Here is a 19,806-nt window from a genome sequence, read left to right on the forward strand (position 1 = left end):
AGCAAAGGGCCTTGGTCGCGGCCCTTTGGTGTGGTGGCGCGACTTAGCTTGCGAAGGCGAGTGAGGCGCGCGGGAAGGCCGCCAGGGTCGCGGTGATCGCGTCTTGATCCATCAGGCAACACGCCGTGCTCAGGGCGTCGGCCAAGGCCGCCGTCGGCGCGGTCACGGTGATCAAGCGCCAATGCGCCGGGGCGGGCGCGCCGGTCTGCGGGTCAAGGATATGGCTGACCGTGCCCGACGCATCAAAGGTGATCGCGTGGGGCGAGGAGCTGGCCAAAGCGCCATCCCGCAGATGCACCGCATCCGGCGTCACCGTCTGCCCGTCGCTGAGCGAAACCGGCCAGTCGCCGCCCTGCGGATGCCCGCCAAGCGCCACGAACTCGCCGGTGTTGATCAGCACATCGTGCAACCCTTCGGCGCGCAGCAAAGCCGCCACTTTGTCGGCGATATACCCCTGCGCAATACCATTGAGGCTGAGCGCCATGCCGGGCTGCATCTCGATCGCGGCGGCGTCGATGCGCAGGCGCGACCAGCCGATCCGGCCCATCACCGTGGCAAGGCTGGCGGCGTCCGGCATCTGACCGGCGGAAATATGCTCGGCATACAGCGCCCAGAGCGGCTGGATCGTCGGGTCGAAACGCCCACCGCTGGCGGCATGAACGGCGCCGGCGGTGCTCAGGCATTCCAGCAGTTCAAAGGGCGGGTGATCCAGCCGCCCTGCGGTGTTCAGGCGAACCAGGGCCGAATTCGGATCATGCAAGGAGAAGATCGCCTCCAGCCGGGAAATCTCGCGCAGGGCGCGCGCGACAATCGCTTCGGCATCCGCATGCGCCAGCGTGATCGAGGCGTCCGCCCCCAGCGCCACGCCGCGCCATTGATGGATCGCTGTGGCCTTGGCCGGGGTGGCTGCGGCAAAGGCTGCGGAAATGGCGATGAAACGGCGTCGGGATAAAGACATGATCAGCCCTCCATTTGGCGTGACAAGGCGCGCAGGCGCTGTTCGAAATCGGATTCTTCTTCGGCGTCGGTGCCCTCGTCGATTTCGACAGGGGCCAGCACCAACGCATCGGGGATCGCATCGAGGCGCAGGATCTCGCCGCCATGCTCACCCACAAAGGCCTCGGCCTCGGCCTGGGTGGAGAATGGCACCAGTTCGGGCGCACCCATGCCGCCAACGATTTGCGAGCCCACCACATAAAGCGCCGTTTCCGCAGGTATCCAGTTGTGCGAGCCGGGGTCGTTCCAATCCGTCCCGCCGCCCATGTCGGACACATAGATCACGACAATGGCGTGGCTTTGCTCTGGCATCCGTTGATAGGCGACGGCATCGCGCACCTGGCTGAAGAACAGCGGATTCGGCAGGCCGCTCAAATGCACCTGCGCCTTGGGGCCGGGGTGTTCCAGCATGTTCATCTGGCAATAATGGCCCACCGCCTCGGCATTCATCTGCACGGCATCGGGCAACGAGGCGACCTCCTCGCGGCAGGCCCCGAGGGCCAGCAGCGACAGGGCAAACAGTGCGGGGCGGATCATGGCGTCACCTTGCGAAAAGCCAGCGTCGCCAGGCCGAGGCCGATCAACGGCCACAGCAGCACAGAGGCGAGCGCGTGGGTTGCGGGGATGGTGTTGGCGGCCCCGGCAATCCCGGCGGCGGCGGCGGTCGCCTCGGAGGCGGCGAGGTTGTAAAGCCGGAAGGCATCGGCCGGGTTGCCGATCAGCATCCACGGGAACACCTGCGTCGTGAAGGTGCCGCCGTTATCCGCGACCACGGCCGCCAGCAGCCCCAGATCATAGAGCACGATCACCACCAGCCACAGGCCGATCACCAGCCCCGCCGCTGCACCGGGGCGGCGCGCCCAGGCCGACAGGGCATAGCCCAGCGCCACAAAACTCGCACCCAGGAGTTCCGACGTCCAGAACAACCGCCACAGGGCCGGAAGGCCAGCCGTCGCGCGCGGGTCGGTCCAGATGGCGGCGGCGGCGGCGATGGCGTAGCCCACCGCCAAAGCCAGCGCCAGAATGCCGAGATGCGCCACGAATTTGCCCAGCAGCAGTTCCAGCCGCGACACGGGATAGGTCAGCACCAGCGACAGGGTGCCGCGTTCGACCTCGCCTGCCACGGCATCAAAACTCATCAACAAGGCCACCAGCGGCACGAGGTAAACCGCAAGGCTGGTCAGGCTGGCGACGGTGACCGACAGCCGGTCCGTGCCCACCTCGCCGGTCGGCGCGCTGCCCGCGGCGGACAGCACCATCGCGAACACCGCCATCATGCCGACGGCGATCACCACCCAGCGGTTGCGCAGTGCGATGCGGAACTCGGCGCCTGCGCCGGTCAGGATGCGGTTCATGACGGCCTCCTTTGGCTGAAATGGCTGTAGATATCCTCAAGGCTGGGCGGCAGGACCTCGACATCGTCAATCATCGCCCCCAGCGCCGCGATCTGACCGAGGCGGCCGAGCTTGTCGTCATACGAGCAGCTCAGATTGACCATCAGCCCATTGCAACGCGTGCCTTGCAGCATGGCCGCAACCTGATCGGCGGCGTCCGGCTTGGCGGTGATCTGCATCTGGATCGGCAAGGCCGCCCGACGCCGCAGCACCGACAGGGAATCGTTGGCGACCATCACGCCGCCCGACAGGATGACGATCCGGTCGGTGCGCGCCTCGACCTCGGTCAGGGCGTGGCTCGACAACAGGATCGACGCGCCATCGGCGGCCAATTCGTCGAGCATGGCGTAAAAATCGCGCCGCGACACCGGGTCGAGGCCCGAGGTCGGCTCATCGAGAACCAGCAGTTTCGGCTGCCCGATGATCGCCTGCGCCAGACCGACGCGCTGGCGCATCCCCTTGGAATAGGTGCCGATGCGGCGGTTGGCGGCATGGCCAAGGCCCACCCGCTCCAGCAGGGTATCGGCCATGTTCACCGGCTCGCCGCGCAAACGCAGGTAATAGCGGATCTGCTCGCGCCCGGTCAAAGCCGGGTGAAAGGCCACGTTTTCGGGCAGATAGGCCACCTGACGCCGCGCGGCATTGCTGCCCGGGGCGGCGTCGGTCACGCGGATCTCGCCGCTGTCGGCCTCGATCAGACCCAGGATGATCTTCATCAGGGTCGATTTACCGGCACCGTTATGACCCAGCAAGGCCACCCGCTCGCCGGGGGCCACGCTGAAGCCCACGGCATCCAGCGCGCGGGTCTCGCCAAAGGTCTTAGTGACCTTCGAGAGAAGAAGAGTCGTCATCATCTGTACTTCCGTCAAGCCACGCGGGCCGGGTTGTTGCCTCGATCTGGGCGATCTCGTCGGGCACCATGATCAGCAACGGCTGCGTGAGGGGAAAACTGTCGACCACGCCGCCAGGCAAGGTCGCGGGGAAATTGGCTTGGCTCCAGCGGATCAATTGCACCGCGGGCGAACCAAGCAGCAGCGCCGCAGCGGGTTGTGACCACAGGATATGGTCCATCAGGTCATTGGGGCGAAAGCGCGCATCGGCGATGCCGTCGCCATCCAGATCAAAGGCCGGATGGTCGGACCAGTAGTTGCCGCGCCCGTCATGGCTCCATTCGACATCGCTGGTGCCGACGTATTTGACCTGCGTCTGGTTGCCGATAAAGGCGTTGCCGGTGATCACGTTGCGTTCCGATCCGGCGGTGAAGTGAATGCCGATCTCGCAGCCCTCGAACCGGTTGCCCACGATCAGATTGCGGTGCGAGTTGTAGACAAAGGTGCATTTCTCGGTCGTCCCGCCGCGCACCAGATTGCCGCTGACATCGGCGTTGTTGGCATAGTTCAGCATCACCCCATGATCGCGGTCGGACAGCGACAGGTTGCCCACCAGCTGCACCCGGTTCGAGAACATGATCGCGTACCCCAGATGGTTGCCGATCGAGGCGTTCCCGGTCACCTCGCTCATGTTGGTATACATGAAATGCACGGCGAACCGCAGGTCGCGCATCACGTTGTCGCGAAAGATATTCTCGCGCGAGGCATTGGCGAATATCCCGTCGCGGCCATAGCGGATCTGGTTGCGTTCAACCAGGGTCCCCGGCGCATTCCAGACGTAGATGCCGTTCCCGCGCGAGTTCATGCGGTGCAGTCGCCGGCCAATGATCGTGTTGCCGCGCACGATGGAATCGCGGGCGCCGAACACATGCACGCCGACATGGTTCTCGATCAGGGTGTTGTTTTCAATCAGCGCGCGATGCGCCGTGCGGTCCAGCTTGATGCCCGAGTCAACCTCGGGGTGTGCATCACCAGAGCCGCGAATTTCCAGCCCGCGAATGGTGATATCGTCGCCGGTCACGGTGATCACCGAGCCCACGCCGTTGCCCTGCAACAGCGCCTCGCCGCCGCCGTCCAGCGTAATTTCAAATTCCAGCACCACCGGGCCGTCGTGACGGCCCGGGGCAAGCCGCAGAACATCGCCGGGGCTGGCCCCGGCGAGTGCCAACGCCAACGCCCCTGATTCAGCGGGCACCAACCGTTCCTCGGCACAGGCGAGGCCCGCGACCAAGGTGACGAGTGTCACCACAACGGCTGAAATCAGGAAACGAAGGCTTTGCATGGCTGTTCCTTATGCCGGTTCGACCAGCATCCGGCCGCGCATCTCCATGTGGAGCGCGTGGCAGAACCACTGGCAATAGTACCAGTAGACACCGGGCTTGGCCGCGACGAAGGTGATCGACGACGTTTGCTGCGGGCTGACCTCCATTGCGACGCCGTGGTCACCCAAGGTGAAGCCGTGGGTCAAATCGTCGATGTCGTCAAGGTTGGTGATGATCACAGTGACTTCATCGCCCTGCCGCACGGTGAACTTGTCCAACGAGAAGCTCGGTGCCAGCGAGGACATGTAGACCCGGACCTTGTTACCGTCGCGAATGACAGTATCCATCCACTCGTCAATGTTCACGCCGTCGATCTCGGCCTGGGCGCGCACGGCGTCAAAGCTGGGATCGTTGCGGTCATAGTTGTCGCGTGGATTCATCACCGACCGGTGCACGAGGATCGAATCGTGCGGCTCGGCAAAGGTTGGGCCGTCGTGGACCAGATGCAGCTCGTTGCCGTCGATGGCGAACAGTTGCTCGTTCTCTGGCTTGAGCGGGCCGACGTTGAGGAACCGGTCCTTGGAAAACTTGTTCATCGAAATGAAGTATTTTCCGTCGGCGTCGAGGGTTTCACCCATCGTCGTCGAGTTGTGGCCGGGCTGGTAGTGCACGTCGGTCTTCGAGAGCAGATACTCGACATCCGCGCCGTTGAAGTGCTCGATGGCTTTCTCGATGTTCCAGAAGGCAACCTGGCTGTCGAGGAACAACGTGGTATAGGCGTTGCCCTTGCCGTCGAACGCGGTGTGGAGAGGCCCGAGACCCAGTTCTGGCTCGGCCACGACACAAGACCGCATGTCAAGGCTGTCATCCTCGAACAGCGCATCCAGCAGACGCACGTCGATCACCGTCACGGTTGGCGACAGTTTGCCGGCAACGCACAGGTGGATCTTGTCGGGCGCCATGTTACAGCCGTGCGGGTTGTTCGGCACCGGGATGTAGCGGGTGTATTTCTTGTTATTGCCCTTGCGGCCGTCGATCACCTTGACGCCCTGAAGTTCAATATAGTCGCCCGCGGCGATACCGGCTTCGATCTCGGCGATGTTGAACACGACGACATGGTCCATGTCAGCCGCGGTCATATCGGGCAGATCCATGCCCATTTCCGAGTTGTACGAGGTCGAGAACGCGTATTTGCCGTCATAGTCGCAGTCGGTGTTATCGAGGTTGCCCGACACCATCACCTGCCACGCGACGGTCATCTCGTCGGCGTTGATCGCGGTGTAGAAGTTCACATACTGCGACGGATCATCCAGAATCGTGCCGTCGTTGACCATTGGCACTTCGTCTTCGCCGTTGGCGAACACATAGTTGGTGCGGGGCCATTTTTGCGGACGCAGACCGTGGATCGCCTTGGCGTTCGGGATTTCCAGTATCTTGTCGCATTTCATGACGTCGCAACGCACACGCGCAACGCGGGTGTTCGCCTTGTCGTTCATGAACAGGTAGCGCCCGTCATAGCGGCCTTCGGTGAAGGACATGTGGACGTGGTGCAAGTCGCCGTTGTCGTGGATCTTCTTGCCGTTGGCCTCAAGATAGGCCTTGGTGGCCGGCAGCATGTGCTCCTGGTGGATGGCGATCGACTCGTTGGTCGAGCCCCAGCCGGTGGCCGAGCAGCGGTTGAACACCGGCACGCGCATCAGTTCGCGCATCGACGGTACGCCCAGAATGCGCATCTCGCCGCACTGGCCCGAGGACCAGAAGCCATAGTATTCGTCCAACTGACCCGGTGCGACATGCGCATCTTCCATGGCGGTGGCCGAGGCACTGCGGCTTGACGCCAGGGTCGCCGTGCCTGCGGCACCGACCACCATCGCCGCGCGGGGCAAGCCCATCGCGCCCAGAGCTGCACCGGTTGCGGTGGCCCCCAGTACTCCGCGCCGGCTGATGCCGGTATTTTCAATTTTGTCAGACATTTTATGTCTCCTTTCTGACAGGTTTGGACTTAACGAGTTGGTCGAGTTTCTGGGCGGCGCTTCGCGTGCTCGCGGTCGCCGTTTCCATCCGCTTGACCTGCCGGATAACCACCGGGCATTTCGTTTTCGACTGATAGAGCACCTGACAATGCAGACAGTTCAGGCACTCATTGGGGTTGATCTCGCCGGTCGGGTGGATCGCTTGCACGAAACACTCATTGGCGCAGGTCTGACACGGGCTGCCGCATTCCTTGTAACGCTTGAGCCAGTCGAACATCCGCATCCGCGCCGGGATCGCAAGCGCCGCGCCCAGCGGGCACAGGTAGCGGCAATAGAAACGCTCGATGAACAGTCCGGCGAACAAAAGCGCCAGCGCGAACAGGACGAACGGCCAGGCGCGATCAAAACGCAGCACGATCGCAGTCTTGAACGGCTCGATTTCGGACAGCCGCTCGCCCCATTCCAGCGACGCCAGCGACGCGCCGAACAGTGCCAGGAAGATCATGTACTTGATCGGCCAGAGGCGCTCATGCAGCCCCCACGGCAGGGTGAGCTGTGGCACGCGCAGTTTGCGGGCGATCTGGTTGGTCAGTTCCTGCAACGCGCCGAACGGGCACAGCCAGCCACAAAACGCGCCCCGGCCCCAGAAGATCATCGCCGCCGCAACCGAGAACCACAGGATGAAGGTCAGCGGGTCCAGCAGGAAGGCCTGCCACGAAAACCCGGTCATCAAGGACTGGAACAGCGCCAGGATGTTGACCACCGACAGTTGCGCATTGGCATACCAGCCCAAAAAGAACAGCGTCACGGTCAGGAACGACATGCGGAACCAATAGGTGACACGCTCGGATTTGGTCAGGAAGCCCTGGAAGAAGAACGCCGCCGTCAGCACGAACAACATGCCAAGCAGGACGATGATCTCGTATTTCTGGTCGGACCAGATCCGCTCGATCAACGCCATTTGCGCATCGCGCTCGGCCTGTGCGTCGTGCAGGTCCTCGGCCATGACCGTGACCGGCACCGCGCGCTCGATCACGAAGGAGCGTGGCAGTTGATAGCCCAGATCGAAGGTGGTGAAGGCCCGTTCCAAGGCGGCAACGTCGCGCTGCACCAGCAGCTGCAAGCGCCATGGCTCGGCCGGATCGAACCCGGAGTCGGCGGGAATGCGGAACACGTCGGATTCGTTGAAGTCGGGCGCGCCATCGCTGGCCACGGTGCCCAGACGGCGGTGATCACGGTCGCGAAAGCGCACCGACATGTCGCCCTGGATCAGAACGATCCGGTCAAAAATGCCGCCGCGAACATACCCCGACCCCTTGAAGGAATACGGCCCCTGCCCGCCGACGAAGATCGCGTGATCGCCCTCGTCGAGCCAATCCGCCATATTGTCGTATTCGGCCTCGCCCATGATCTCACGGCCGATGCCCGGGACACTGACCAGCGCGGAATAGAGGTCGATGTAGGTGGACTCGGGCGGATCGGTCAGCGCACGACGGGCGGCGCGCGGGTCTTCCATTTCCGCGAAGGCGGCGTTGACCTGACCGACTTCCAGCGTCATGCGCCGCACGGTGCCGTCCCCAACCAGCCCGAACCAATCATTGGCGGCGACGGCCTCGGGGTTGATGTCGAATCGCGGACCGGTTGCGGGTGCTTGCGGCGTCAGCCCACCCAGCCCCAGCAACCGCGAGACACGAATACCCGAGCGCTGGATCGAATCGTCGATCACCATGATCGTGACCGTCGCACCCGAGATGATGTTGAGTTCTGGCGGTTCGGCACCGTTGGCCAACGCCGCCAGATTCAGCCCGACCTGTTCATCAATCGAGGCCCGGATACGCGACTCGGGGATACCAATCAGAACGATCGGCTCCGAGTGGTGGACGAGGTTGATGCCGAGGATGTTCGAGTCGTCGTCAAGCGCCACCATGATGTGAATCGGCTTGCCCGAATACCCCGTGGTGCCGACGAAATCGGAGGTGATGAACGCCCAGCCGATTCGCTCGGTGCCGCGCAGCAATGGCGCGACGGGCGCGTCCGCGCGGATCGCGCCAAAGCCATCCGCCCCTTCGACCAGTGCCGATGGCTCTGATTCTACCAAAAACCGCTGCAGGTGTGGCACTTGTGCGCTGGCTGCAATGGGCAGAAGCAGGGCCAATAAAAACGTGGCGAATAACCGGAGGGACGTGGCAAGCATGTGAATCAGACCTCGACGGGGGGGCCGCGTGCCGCCGTATGGAAGGCGGTAAACGAGCGCAGATTGACGTGCTGATCCACCGCGCGAACGCGCAAGGCGTTGCGGGTGAAGGACACATGGGTCAGCACGGGTGGAAGATAATATGCGACGGTGCTCAGGCAGTTGGAGCAGGGACGCGCATCGCAATGGCGGTCGGGATCAACCCGGTTGCCCGAACTGTCGACCGAGATGACGGAGGTGCCGCCGTTCGAATCGCAGATGACCATTTGCGTAAGCGGACCCATCTCTCGCTCAGGTTGCCCCTGCGCGAATCCCGTAATGGCCGCACCCGCCGCTAGCGACAGGGTCAGACACAAGGTCACGAGATATGAAAGAATCTTTTCACGCATGGGGCCACATAAGGGACAGTCGCAGGCAAGGGCATTGATATGGATCAACATGATCCAGTTTCGCGCCAAGACTCAGGCGTTGAAATGGATCAATCCGGCATCGGGCACGCGCAAGCCCGATAATTCAAGGTGTTACGACCCTGCTTGCCTTCCCTGGGGGAAAGACCAACCTGACATGCTTGATTTTCGAAACCGGGCTCGCAATCAGCGCTGTATGCGGCCGGTCAGTCGTTGAACGGCGTCATCTGTGCGACGATCACGGCGTTTTCCGCCAGCGCGCGCTCCATCAGGGTGCGCTCGGCGTCGTCGATCTCGTCGCCGTTTTCCAGCCGCTCTTCCAGCGTGCCATAACCGGTCACATCCAGCGGCGACATCTCGGCTTGCTTGAGGATTGCGACAGTTTCACGCACCGCTTCGGCCTCATCGACGCCCGAGGCATAGATCAGCAGCCCGGCCCCGGTGCTGCCCTTGGGCAAACCGTCCCCCTTGCTGCGGCCAACCTCGACCAAAAGGGTAAACACCTGCTGTTTGCTTTTGGGTTTCTCGGACATGGCGGCTTCTCGCATAGGGGGTGGACGCGGCAGTCTGGTCGCAGGAATCGCCTCAGGCCGCAAGGGTTCACGCAAATTCGCGGCGAATGGCGGCGGCCAGATCCTGCCCCCAGGCGGCATAGACCGCCGCGCCGGGGTGGAAGCCATCGCGCGCCATCATCGACGGCTCCAGCCGGGTTTCATCGAACGGCAGATGTTTCAACGCGTCGCTCGAGGCCGCCGCCAGCGCCCCGTCAAAGGCCCGCGCCTGCGCCCCCAGCACATCGCGCAGTGGGCGCGGCAACAGCGGAAACCGCGCCAGAGGCGGCAGGCCTGAGCGCCAATGCGCGCGCACCTGAAACCGTGCGGCCAGCAGGTCGGCAATCCGCGCCTGATCCGCCAGCCAGCGCCGCAGGGGCACCTGCCGCGTGACATCGTTGACCCCCAGCGCCGTGACCGCCACGTCAAAGGGCCCGGCCCGCAGCACCTGCAACCGGGTCAGCGTTTGCGCGGTGGTGGCGCCGGTTTGGGCTTCCAACTGCCATTCAACCGTGAAATCGGCCGCCAGCGCCTGCACCAACTGCCCCGCCAGCGCCAGATCCTGATGATCCACGCCAACCCCGGCAGCTGAGCTATCGCCCGCGATCAACAGCCGCAGCCGCGGCCCTGCCCCGGCAAGACCCCGGCGCGGCCCCGCCGCCTCGGGCAATTGCAAGGCGCGGCGGCGCACCTGCAGCGCTTGCGCCAGCAACACGGGAGACAGCAACACGCGGGAGGGAAACGACGCAAGCACTTGACTCCTCACTGTTCATATCATGCGTGCGATTGATACCGCGGCGGCGACGTGGCAGCATCCCCAAAATCCACAGGGAGAGATCACGATGAAGCGCGTCAAGGATATGGTGGCCGAGGCCAATGCAATTGTCCGCCACGCCCCGGCGGCAGAGCTGTTGGACTTGGCGCAAACCGAGGGCGTGACCTTCGTGGACCTGCGCGACCCGCGAGAGCTGGAGCGTGAGGGCATGATCCCCGGCGCGTTCCATTGCCCGCGCGGCATGTTGGAATTCTGGATCGACCCCGAAAGCCCCTATGCCAAGCCGCAATTCCAGACCGGCAACCAGTTTGTGTTCTACTGCGCGTCCGGGTGGCGCTCGGCACTATCGGCGCGCATCGCGCAGGACATGGGGCTGGAGAACGTGATGCACATCACCGACGGGTTCTTTGGCTGGCGCGACAGCGGCGGCCCGGTGGTGGCAAAGCCCGTAAAAAAGGGCTGACCCAAAGGCCAGCCCTTCAAACCTTGTCGTGCAACCCGATCAATCGCGCAGCAACTCGTTGATCGCCGTCTTCGACCGGGTCTGCGCGTCAACGCGCTTCACGATCACCGCGCAATACAGGTTGATGCCGTTCTTGGAGGGCATCGACCCGGCGACGACGACCGAATAGGGCGGCACTTCGCCATAGGTCACCGCGCCGGTCTCGCGGTCAACGATCTTGGTCGATTTGCCGATGAACACGCCCATGCCCAGCACCGAGCCTTCGCGCACGATGCAACCCTCGACGACCTCGGAGCGCGCGCCGATAAAGCAATTGTCCTCGATGATCGTCGGCCCGGCCTGCATCGGCTCCAGCACGCCGCCAATACCGACACCGCCCGACAGGTGCACGTTCTTGCCGATCTGCGCGCAGCTGCCGACCGTGGCCCAGGTATCGACCATGGTGCCGGAATCGACATAGGCGCCCAGGTTCACAAAGCTGGGCATCAGCACGACGCCGGGCGCGATATAGGCCGATTTGCGCACGATACAGTGCGGCACCGCGCGGAACCCGGCGCTGCGCCACTCGGCGTCACCCCAGCCTTTGAACTTGCTATCGACCTTGTCCCACCAGCCAGACCCCTGCGGGCCACCCGACTGCGGCTCCATATCTTTCAGCCGGAAGCCCAGCAAAACCGCCTTCTTGGCCCATTGGTTCACATGCCAGTCGCCGTTTTCCCGACGCTCGGCCACCCGCAGCGTGCCGCTGTCCAACGCATTCAGCGTCTGCTCGATCGCGTCCCGCGCTTCGCCCGTGGACGCGGGCGTGATCGTGTCGCGCACCTCCCAGGCAGCTTCGATGGCGGTTTCCAATTGTGCGTTCGACATGGTTGACTTCTCCCCCGGAGCTTGGCGTTGTTGCCTTGGCCTATAGCGGGCCGCCCGCCGCTGGGCAACCGTCAGTCAAAGGAAGCGCCATGTCGCCGCAGGTTCTGTTCTCATTATGCGTGGTCGCGGCATCGGGGGCGGCGGTCGCCCTGCAAGCCATGCTGAACGCCGCCCTGGGCCGCGCCGTGGAGTCAACCCTGGCCGCCGCCGCGATTTCCTTTGGCGTGGGGTTTGCGGCTCTGGTTGCCCTCACGCTGATCCTCGGCGACGGGGCGGCCTTTGCCCGCCTGCCCTCGGTGCGCATCGGCCTGCTGGCGGGCGGGTTGCTGGGCGCATTCTTTGTCTGGTCCATCGCCTGGGGCGTGCCGACACTGGGCGTCGTCTCGGCCTTTGCGGCGCTGATCCTGGGCCAGATGGTCGCCGCTTTGTTGCTTGATGCCGCGGGCGCGTTTGGTCTGGCCACCTATGACATCACCTGGAAACGCCTTGTCGCCGTGGCGCTGGTGGCGGGCGGCATGGTGATGTCGCGCCTCTAGGCAAGCGGGTCTTTGGACGGGTTCGCGCCACAGATCAAAACCGCCACACGCTCGCCCGGCGCGGGCGTGTAAACCCCGGACAACAACGCCGCAAGCGCCGTCGCCCCGGCTGGTTCGACCAATTGGCGGGCCTCTTTCCACAGCACCTGCTGCGCCGCGGCAATCGCGTTGTCCGTCACCCGCAACGCTGCAATGCCCTGCGCGCGCGCCAGATCGAAACAGATCGACCCGATCCGCTTTGCCCCCAGCGCATTCGCGGCGATGCTCGAAACCTCGACATCGACCGGCGCCCCCGCCGCCAAAGCCGCATGCAGCGTGCACGCCGTTTCAGGCTCCACGCCGACGACCTTGCGACGCGACTGCAACCACGCCATCGCGCCGCCGATCAACCCGCCACCACCGACGGCGATCAAGATCGTATCGGCCTCCAACCCCTGATGTTCCCATTCCGCCAGACAAGTCCCCTGCCCGGCAACCGTGGCAAGACCATCATACGCATGAACCTGCATCGCCCCGGTGCGCGACTCATAGTCCAGCGCCGCCGCCAGAGCATCGGCATAAACCCCTGGAACCACAGTCAAATCTGCACCTGTGCGGCGGATCAGTCCGATCTTTTCCGCGCCGGCCAACTCAGGCACAAAGATATGCGCCGGGATCCCGAGGCGGGCCGCGGCATACCCGACCGCCGCCCCATGATTGCCCCCCGAGGCCGCCACGACGCCCCCCGCAGGCACCTGCGCCGACAACAGGGAATTGAACGCGCCGCGCGCCTTGAAGCTGCCGGTGTGTTGCATTTGCTCCAGCTTCATCGCGACCGGATACGCCAGCCCCGACAGATCGAGGCTCAGAACCGGCGTGCGGCGGATATGGCCGGCAATGCGCTCTGCCGCGGCGATAATCTCAGGTTTCCAATCCATCGGACCTCTCTCGATTGCGTGTCTGCGTCTGGCGTTACCGGCTGCGCAAGGTTACTCATGAAACAAGAGTAGAAGAAAGGACTTAAGGCATGAAGAACCCGCGCAGCCATGTGTTCCGTGACAGCCACCAAGATATTGCGACCGCTCGCCAAATTCCGGACACGCCGCAAACGCGCTCACCTGCCTATCGGCTTGCGTTCGCCGACAACGACTTTTTGTGTCGTGAAGAATTGCGCCCCGTGCGGCTGCAACTGGAATTGCTCAAATGCGACATGGCGATGGTCGAGGCGGGGATCAAATCGACCGTGGTGTTGTTTGGCGGCGCGCGTATTCCCGCCCCCGAGAACGCCGACACCGCCCGCACGCCGATGTTGCGCGACTTGTCGAAATACTATGAAGAAGCGCGGCGGTTCGCGCAGATGGTGACAAAACTCAGCGTCGCCAAAGGCGGGACCGAAAACGTGATCTGCACGGGCGGCGGTCCGGGCGTGATGGAAGCGGGAAACCGAGGCGCGGCCGAGGCGGGCGGCATTTCCATCGGATTGAATATCGTATTGCCGCATGAACAAGCGCCGAATGCCTATGTCACGCCTGAACTGACCTTCAACTTCCATTATTTCGCGATCCGCAAGATGCATTTCTTGATGCGCGCCGGAGCGATTGTGGTGTTCCCCGGTGGGTTTGGCACGCTGGATGAAATGTTCGAAGCCCTGACCTTGATCCAGACCAAACGGATGAAACCGGTGCCCTTCTTGTTGTTTGGACGCAAGTTCTGGGAAACCGTCATCAATTGGCAGGCACTGGCCGATGCCGGGACGATTTCGGCCGAAGACCTCGAGTTGTTCCAGTTTGTCGAGACAGCCGAGGACGCCATCGCCGCGATCGAGAGGTCGTTGACCAACGCTTAATGCGCGCTGGATGCCCGCAACGGAACAACGCCGCCGGTTCGCCTGCGGCCACGTTCCAGAATCAGCTTGCCCAGGGCAGATCTGAGCCGGTCGAGTTGCAAGGGCTTTGTCAGGCAATCATCGAATCCGGCCTTCAGATAGCCGTCGACCTGATGCGACATCGCGTTGGCGGTGAATGCAATTATTGGAAGCAACGTCGCCGGGACGCGACCGCCCGGCGTCGTGGCGCGCTGGGCCTCGCGCGTGCGGATCTCCCGCAGCACCGTGACCCCGTCAATGGTCGGCATCGAGATGTCAAGGATCACCAGATCGAAGTCTTCTTTCTCATAGGCGGTCAGCGCTTCGGATCCATCGGACACCAAAACCGCCGCGATGCCAAGTTGCCCCATCATCGCCCCCAAGATCATGCGATTGGTGCGATTGTCGTCGGCGGCAAGGACCCGCAATCCTCTGATGTCGCAGTAATCCTCGGCATCCGAAACCTCGGGAACGATGATTTCGGCGGCATCGGTTTGCGGGATCGGAAGATCAATCGACACGACGGTTCCGGCACCGAGCGCGGACGTCAGCTCGATGGTCCCATGCATCATCTCGACCAGCCGGCGCACAATGGGCATCCCCAAGCCGGTGCCGCCGAATCGCCGCGCGATGGAACTGTCCGCCTGGCCAAACTCTTCAAAAACATAAACCTTTTGCGCCTCGGTCATCCCGATTCCGGTGTCGGCAATCGTGATGAGCATCCGATCGACCCTCTGGCAGTCGAAACTGACCGAGACAGATCCCGCCTCGGTGAATTTGACGGCATTCGAAATGACATTGTGCAAGATCTGAAGCACGCGGTGCGGATCACCCAGCCGCAGATATTGTCCGTCACCAAGGATTGTTACGCCCAAAGACAACTGTTTTTCCGATGCTTTCAACGTGTGCACGGATTCAACACGTTGCGCAATTTCGGCCGGCACAAAGGGGACGACCTCAATCACCATCTGATCCGCTTCGATTTTTGACATATCGAGCAAATCATTGATAATGTTCAGCAACAGCGCGCCTGAATCGTGCATGACCTTGACCATGCGTTGTTGATCCGGATCGTTGATCAACTGCTCAAGAACCTCGGCCACGCCCAACACACCGTTCAGAGGCGTGCGCATTTCGTGGCTCATTTTCGCCAGAAAATTCGACTTTGCCGCATTCGCGCGCTGCGCATCCGCGAGGGCCTCTTGCCGTTCACGCTCGGCAGCAACCTGGTTTGTGACATCGAGCAGGGCATAAACCACGCGCGCATCGCCGCCCTCTGCGCCAGTCACCGGGGCCGCATGCACCGAGCAATACCGCAAGCCGTCCGGACAATGGAGTGCGAAACGGTGCCCGACGACGGGTCTGGAGCTTTTGACGACGTCATCAAACGGCGTCTCGCCCGTGGCATAGGGCACGCCATCCTCGCGCGTGTAGGCCCAGCGGGCATCATCATGCGCAACGCCGATCATCTGCGCGCGCGTCGCCCCCAACACGGTTTCCGCCGCATCATTTGCAAACCGCACGATACCCGCGTGATCGAGCACCAGAATTCCCATCGCCGAGGTGGAGAGGATACTGGCAAGAAACGCCCGCTCATTGGCCAAGTCCGCCTGCGCCGCGCGCGCGGCATGATCTCGCTCGCGCCGCACCAAGACCGAACAGATCACATCCGCGACGGACTGCAAAAGATAGACCTCGCCGGGCAGGAACGCGTGCGTATTGCGGACACCGTCAAAGCCGACAAACCCGTAAGTGGCGCCTTCCCAACGCATCGGAACCAGTAAAATCGACTTGATCCCTTGAGATTCAAGAATTTCGCGCGAGGGAATCCCCTCTGGCAGTTCCGACACGTCAGGCACATGAAAATGCTCGCCCAAATCCAGCGACTCGGCAATCGGGCCATACATCTCAATAGGCAGGCCTTGCAGCTGGTCAATGGCCGGGTCAATGCCATTTGCACACCACTCATGCGTGTTGCTGGTATTGTCGCCCTCATGCACAAAAACATAGGCCCGATCGCGTACGCAATAATCACCGAGCCGCGCGATTGCCTGCTCTATCGAGGCGTCGGTTTCATCAATCGGCGCGCGCAGCAGATCATTCAGGATCTCGACAACCAGCGCCTGAATGCGTGTCAGGCGTGTTTCATTGCTGATGTTCTCGTTTTGCATGCGTAACCTGTTTTCGCGCCTTTTGCGCCCTACATACGTTCCCGTTTTTACACGACGTCGACTCTTGTGTACCAACAACTGGTTAAGTTTTGGTATTCAGCCATAAATGAATGTCACGCATATCGCAAAACACACGTTTTACGCGCGAAGTGTGGCCCTTTGCATCCTCTGCGTCAATAACCGCTGCAATCGCCAATGCTTGCGCGGACTCGGCCCATTCGATAGCACCCAGCGACAGGCCAGCAAAGGACCGCAATCATGACCGCTGTAGACCCCGTAGACCTGACCGCACGACTGATCCGATGCCCTTCGGTCACCCCTGATGAGGCGGGGGCGTTGACGCTTCTGGCCGATCTTTTGTCCGAGGCCGGGTTCGAGTGCACGCGTGTGGATCGGAATGGCACCGCCAATCTGTTCGCGCGTTGGGGGGCAAAGGGCGCGAACAAGAGCCTTGGCTTCAACGGTCATACCGATGTGGTTCCACCGGGAAACGCCGCCGATTGGCGGTTTGATCCGTTCAGCGCGACCGAAGCCGAGGGCAAACTCTGGGGGCGCGGGGCGTGCGACATGAAATCCGGGGTTGCGGCGTTCGTTGCCGCAGCCGTCGATCATGTGCGCAAGACACCCCCGGATGGGGCGCTCGTGTTGACCATCACCGGGGACGAGGAAGGCGACGCGACGGATGGGACCGTGGCATTGCTGGACTGGATGGCCGAGACCGGTGAAACCATCAGCCATTGCATCGTCGGCGAACCGACCTGTCCGACGGTGATGGGCGAGATGATCAAGAATGGTCGCCGCGGGTCGATGAACGCGAAAATTGTTGCCAGAGGGGTACAGGGGCACGCCGCCTATCCGCATCGCGCGAAGAACCCGGTTTCAGCACTGGTGCGGTTGCTCGATCATTTGGCGCGGTTCAGCCTCGACGATGGAAACGCGAACTTTGATCCGTCGACATTGGCGTTGACCTCCATCGACACGGGAAACCCCGCCACCAATGTCATCCCGGCGCAGTCCACGGCGGCCCTGAATATTCGGTTCAACGATCTGCATACGGGTGAGAGCCTGTCGCAGTGGCTTCATGCAGAGGCCGACAAGGTCGCCAAGGAGACGGGTGTCGCGTTTGACTTGAAGATCAAGGTTTCCGGGGAAAGTTTTGTCACCAACCCGGGCTGGTTTACCGATCTGGTCAGCGATGCGGTTGAGGTGGAGACCGGTCGGCGCCCGGTTTTATCGACCTCGGGCGGCACATCGGATGCTCGGTTTGTCAAGTCGATCTGCCCGGTGGTCGAAGTCGGTCTGGTTGGCTCGTCGATGCATCAGGTTGATGAGCATGTCGAGATCGCGCATATTCAGCAGCTCAACGCGATCTACGCGCGGATCATTGCGGCGTATTTCGATGACGCCTGACGCATAAGCGCCGCCGCCGTTTGTCTCGCGACCAAGGCAAAAGGCGCACCCTGACAGAGGCGCGCCTTCCAAACCCGGTTGCAGGGGGCTTTGCGTCTCAATAGCTGCGGATCAATCCCACCAGCCGACCCTGCACCTCGACCTGATCATCGCGCAACATGCGGGTTTCATAGGCCGGGTTCGCAGCCTCCAGTGCGATCATGCCGCGCATCCGCCGGAACCGTTTCAACGTCGCCTCTTGCCCCTCAACCAGAGCGACCACGATATCCCCGTTTTCGGCAGTCGATTGCTCGCGGATGACAACGATATCGCCATCGTTGATCCCCGCCTCGATCATCGAATCACCGCGCACTTCCAACGCGTAATGGTCGCCCTTGCCCGAGAGCATCGAGCCCGGAACCGCGACGTGATGCGAGATCTCCGAGATTGCCTCGATCGGCGTACCCGCGGCGATCCGGCCCATCACGGCCAGTTCGACCGCATCCACTTGGCGCACGGGCATCGCGCCCGCCGGGGCCTGCGCCGCATCACGCACGCCACCCTCGATCACCCGCGGAACATGCCGGGAGTCCGCGGTTTCCGGCATTTTCACCACTTCAATGGCGCGCGCCCGATGCGCCAGACGCCGGATGAAGCCACGCTCTTCCAGCGCGGTGATCAGCCGGTGAATGCCGGATTTCGACCGCAGGCTCAGCGCATCTTTCATCTCGTCAAAAGACGGCGGAACCCCATCCCGTTTCATGCGGGAATCGATCAGTTCCAAAAGCTCCAGCTGCTTACGGGTGAGCATGCGCCTCTCCTCAGGATGGTCCGTAAAGGTTCACCCTAAGTTCTATGCACGTTCTCAAATTCTGTCAAGAACCTACAAATGCAGGTAGCGCACCGGTTGTCCCTCGGGGCGCGCGGGGTCGTTGATCGGGCAAATCAGCAGCGCATCGGCCCCCGCCAGGACGCCCACCAGGGACGAATCCTGCCGCGAGACGGCCCGGATCCGGCCCTCGGGCTCCAGCACCGCGCGCATGTAATGCGCACGCGGGCCGTTGGCGGCAACCGGTTCGGCCAACACGGCGCTGCGGGTCTGCGAGGGCCATTTGCCAAGCCCCATCATGGCGCGCAACGCGGGCAGCAGGAACAGATGCGCGCAGACCAGGGCCGACACCGGGTTGCCGGGCAAGCCCATCATCAGCGCACCAAACAAGCGCCCGGCCATCAAGGGTTTCCCCGGACGCATGGCGATCTTGTAGAACGCCCGTTCTGCGCCCAGCGCCTCGGTCACCGGCGCGACCAGATCGTGATCGCCGACCGATGCCCCGCCCAGCGTGACAATCACATCCGACCCGCGTGCCAGTTTCAAGACGGCGGTCAGTTGCGCCACGCTATCGCGGGCGATGGGCAGGATATTCGCCTCGCCACCCTCGGCCTCGATCATCGCCTTGAGCGCAAAGACCGACGAGGCGACGATCTGATCGGGGCGCGGGTCCTCGCCGGGCATCACCAATTCGTCCCCCGTGGCAATCACCGCGACCCGAGGTCGCCGATATGCCGGCACCTGCGGGATGTTCATCGCCGCCAGCAGCCCCAGATCGACCGGACGCAAGCGGCGCGGTGCGCTGAGGGTATCGCCCGCGCGAAAATCCCCCCGCCGGGCGTACATTGCTATTCTGGCTCAGAGTGTCGCGCAGGGTGATCGTGTCACCCTCGCGGTCGACGTCCTCCTGGATCACCACATGATCGGCCCCGTCGGGCATCGGCGCGCCGGTAAAAATCCGCAGCGCCATGCCCTCGGCGACGCGGCCCGCAAAGGCATTGCCCGCCCCGGCCTCGCCGATCACCTGAAAGGTTTGGCCCACCGACACCGGGCCTTTGACGGCGTATCCATCCATCGCCGAGCCGACGAACGGCGGCTGATCACGGCGCGCCTGCACCGCTTTGGCCAACACCCGCCCCGAGGCATGGGCGAGCGGCACATCCTCAATGTCCAGCGGGTCACACAGCGCGAAAATGCGGCTCAGGGCTTCATCGACAGGGATCATGCGGTATCCTCCGTAAGCTGGGCTTTTTCCCAGTCGGCATA

General features: G+C 62.9%; 18 protein-coding genes and 1 pseudogene. 4 read left to right on the plus strand and 15 right to left on the minus strand.

The features are described 5' to 3' along the window. Window positions 1-43 precede the first annotated feature (43 nt). The 10 genes from VDQ28_RS21970 to VDQ28_RS22015 form a co-directional block, all read right to left on the minus strand. Complete coding sequence (locus VDQ28_RS21970) at window positions 44-958, minus strand: FAD:protein FMN transferase (RefSeq protein WP_323037960.1); 915 nt, start codon at window positions 956-958, stop codon at window positions 44-46. Window positions 959-960: 2 nt separating this feature from the next. Next, complete coding sequence (locus VDQ28_RS21975) at window positions 961-1,533, minus strand: nitrous oxide reductase accessory protein NosL (RefSeq protein ID WP_323037961.1); 573 nt, start codon at window positions 1,531-1,533, stop codon at window positions 961-963. Continuing rightward, window positions 1,530-2,351 (minus strand): ABC transporter permease, encoded by an 822-nt coding sequence (locus VDQ28_RS21980; protein WP_323037962.1) that lies wholly within the window; start codon window positions 2,349-2,351, stop codon window positions 1,530-1,532. Before VDQ28_RS21980 ends, VDQ28_RS21975 begins: the two co-directional genes overlap by 4 nt. Then, window positions 2,348-3,244: an ABC transporter ATP-binding protein gene (locus VDQ28_RS21985; RefSeq protein WP_323037963.1), complete on the minus strand. Its 897-nt coding sequence runs from the start codon at window positions 3,242-3,244 to the stop codon at window positions 2,348-2,350. Before VDQ28_RS21985 ends, VDQ28_RS21980 begins: the two co-directional genes overlap by 4 nt. Next, window positions 3,210-4,562 (minus strand): nitrous oxide reductase family maturation protein NosD, encoded by a 1,353-nt coding sequence (locus tag VDQ28_RS21990; protein WP_323037964.1) that lies wholly within the window; start codon window positions 4,560-4,562, stop codon window positions 3,210-3,212. The genes VDQ28_RS21985 and VDQ28_RS21990 overlap by 35 nt, the downstream gene beginning before the upstream one ends. A 9-nt stretch (window positions 4,563-4,571) precedes the next feature. Then, window positions 4,572-6,515 (minus strand): TAT-dependent nitrous-oxide reductase, encoded by a 1,944-nt coding sequence (nosZ, locus tag VDQ28_RS21995; RefSeq protein ID WP_323037965.1) that lies wholly within the window; start codon window positions 6,513-6,515, stop codon window positions 4,572-4,574. A gap of 1 nt (window position 6,516) precedes the next feature. Continuing rightward, a complete protein-coding gene (locus VDQ28_RS22000) occupies window positions 6,517-8,709 on the minus strand; it encodes a 4Fe-4S binding protein (protein ID WP_323037966.1) in 2,193 nt (730 codons plus the stop codon). 5 nt (window positions 8,710-8,714) lie between these two features. Continuing rightward, window positions 8,715-9,098: a hypothetical protein gene (locus tag VDQ28_RS22005; RefSeq protein ID WP_323037967.1), complete on the minus strand. Its 384-nt coding sequence runs from the start codon at window positions 9,096-9,098 to the stop codon at window positions 8,715-8,717. Window positions 9,099-9,322: 224 nt separating this feature from the next. Then, on the minus strand, window positions 9,323-9,649 hold the full coding sequence (locus tag VDQ28_RS22010; RefSeq protein WP_323037968.1) for a hypothetical protein: 327 nt from the start codon (window positions 9,647-9,649) through the stop codon (window positions 9,323-9,325). Window positions 9,650-9,716: 67 nt separating this feature from the next. Beyond that, window positions 9,717-10,421, minus strand: coding sequence for an SGNH/GDSL hydrolase family protein (locus VDQ28_RS22015; RefSeq protein WP_323037969.1), 705 nt, complete (start codon window positions 10,419-10,421; stop codon window positions 9,717-9,719). A gap of 88 nt (window positions 10,422-10,509) precedes the next feature. Here VDQ28_RS22015 and VDQ28_RS22020 point away from each other — a divergent pair, with 88 nt between their 5' ends. Next, the gene (locus VDQ28_RS22020) at window positions 10,510-10,905 is read left to right on the plus strand and encodes a rhodanese-like domain-containing protein (RefSeq protein WP_323037970.1); all 396 of its coding nucleotides are present in this window, start codon (window positions 10,510-10,512) and stop codon (window positions 10,903-10,905) included. A 39-nt stretch (window positions 10,906-10,944) separates the two neighbouring features. On the opposite strand, the gene dapD is transcribed toward VDQ28_RS22020, so the two are convergent. Next, window positions 10,945-11,772, minus strand: coding sequence for a 2,3,4,5-tetrahydropyridine-2,6-dicarboxylate N-succinyltransferase (gene dapD, locus VDQ28_RS22025; RefSeq protein WP_323037971.1), 828 nt, complete (start codon window positions 11,770-11,772; stop codon window positions 10,945-10,947). Between the two features lie 89 nt (window positions 11,773-11,861). On the opposite strand from dapD, the gene VDQ28_RS22030 reads away from it, so the two are divergent. Then, window positions 11,862-12,308: a DMT family transporter gene (locus VDQ28_RS22030; RefSeq protein WP_323037972.1), complete on the plus strand. Its 447-nt coding sequence runs from the start codon at window positions 11,862-11,864 to the stop codon at window positions 12,306-12,308. On the opposite strand, the gene VDQ28_RS22035 is transcribed toward VDQ28_RS22030, so the two are convergent. After that, the gene (locus VDQ28_RS22035) at window positions 12,305-13,225 is read right to left on the minus strand and encodes a threonine/serine dehydratase (RefSeq protein WP_323037973.1); all 921 of its coding nucleotides are present in this window, start codon (window positions 13,223-13,225) and stop codon (window positions 12,305-12,307) included. The genes VDQ28_RS22030 and VDQ28_RS22035 overlap by 4 nt on opposite strands. 89 nt (window positions 13,226-13,314) lie before the next feature. On the opposite strand from VDQ28_RS22035, the gene VDQ28_RS22040 reads away from it, so the two are divergent. After that, complete coding sequence (locus VDQ28_RS22040; protein ID WP_323037974.1) at window positions 13,315-14,133, plus strand: TIGR00730 family Rossman fold protein; 819 nt, start codon at window positions 13,315-13,317, stop codon at window positions 14,131-14,133. On the opposite strand, the gene VDQ28_RS22045 is transcribed toward VDQ28_RS22040, so the two are convergent. Continuing rightward, window positions 14,130-16,322, minus strand: a complete 2,193-nt coding sequence (locus tag VDQ28_RS22045; RefSeq protein ID WP_323037975.1) for an ATP-binding protein — start codon at window positions 16,320-16,322, stop codon at window positions 14,130-14,132. The two genes, VDQ28_RS22040 and VDQ28_RS22045, sit on opposite strands and share 4 nt — an antisense overlap. Before the next feature lie 258 nt (window positions 16,323-16,580). Here VDQ28_RS22045 and dapE point away from each other — a divergent pair, with 258 nt between their 5' ends. Continuing rightward, a complete protein-coding gene (gene dapE / locus VDQ28_RS22050) occupies window positions 16,581-17,732 on the plus strand; it encodes a succinyl-diaminopimelate desuccinylase (RefSeq protein WP_323037976.1) in 1,152 nt (383 codons plus the stop codon). 97 nt (window positions 17,733-17,829) lie between these two features. Here dapE and lexA read toward each other — a convergent pair whose 3' ends face one another. Next, entirely contained in the window at window positions 17,830-18,522 is a 693-nt protein-coding gene (gene lexA, locus VDQ28_RS22055) for a transcriptional repressor LexA (protein WP_323037977.1), read from the minus strand. 72 nt (window positions 18,523-18,594) lie between these two features. Beyond that, window positions 18,595-19,765 (minus strand): annotated as a pseudogene (gene glp / locus VDQ28_RS22060) (gephyrin-like molybdotransferase Glp). Between the last annotated feature and the right edge of the window lie 41 nt (window positions 19,766-19,806).

Origin of the sequence: Pararhodobacter sp., from assembly GCF_034676545.1 — a bacterium.
Classification (GTDB): domain Bacteria; phylum Pseudomonadota; class Alphaproteobacteria; order Rhodobacterales; family Rhodobacteraceae; genus Pararhodobacter.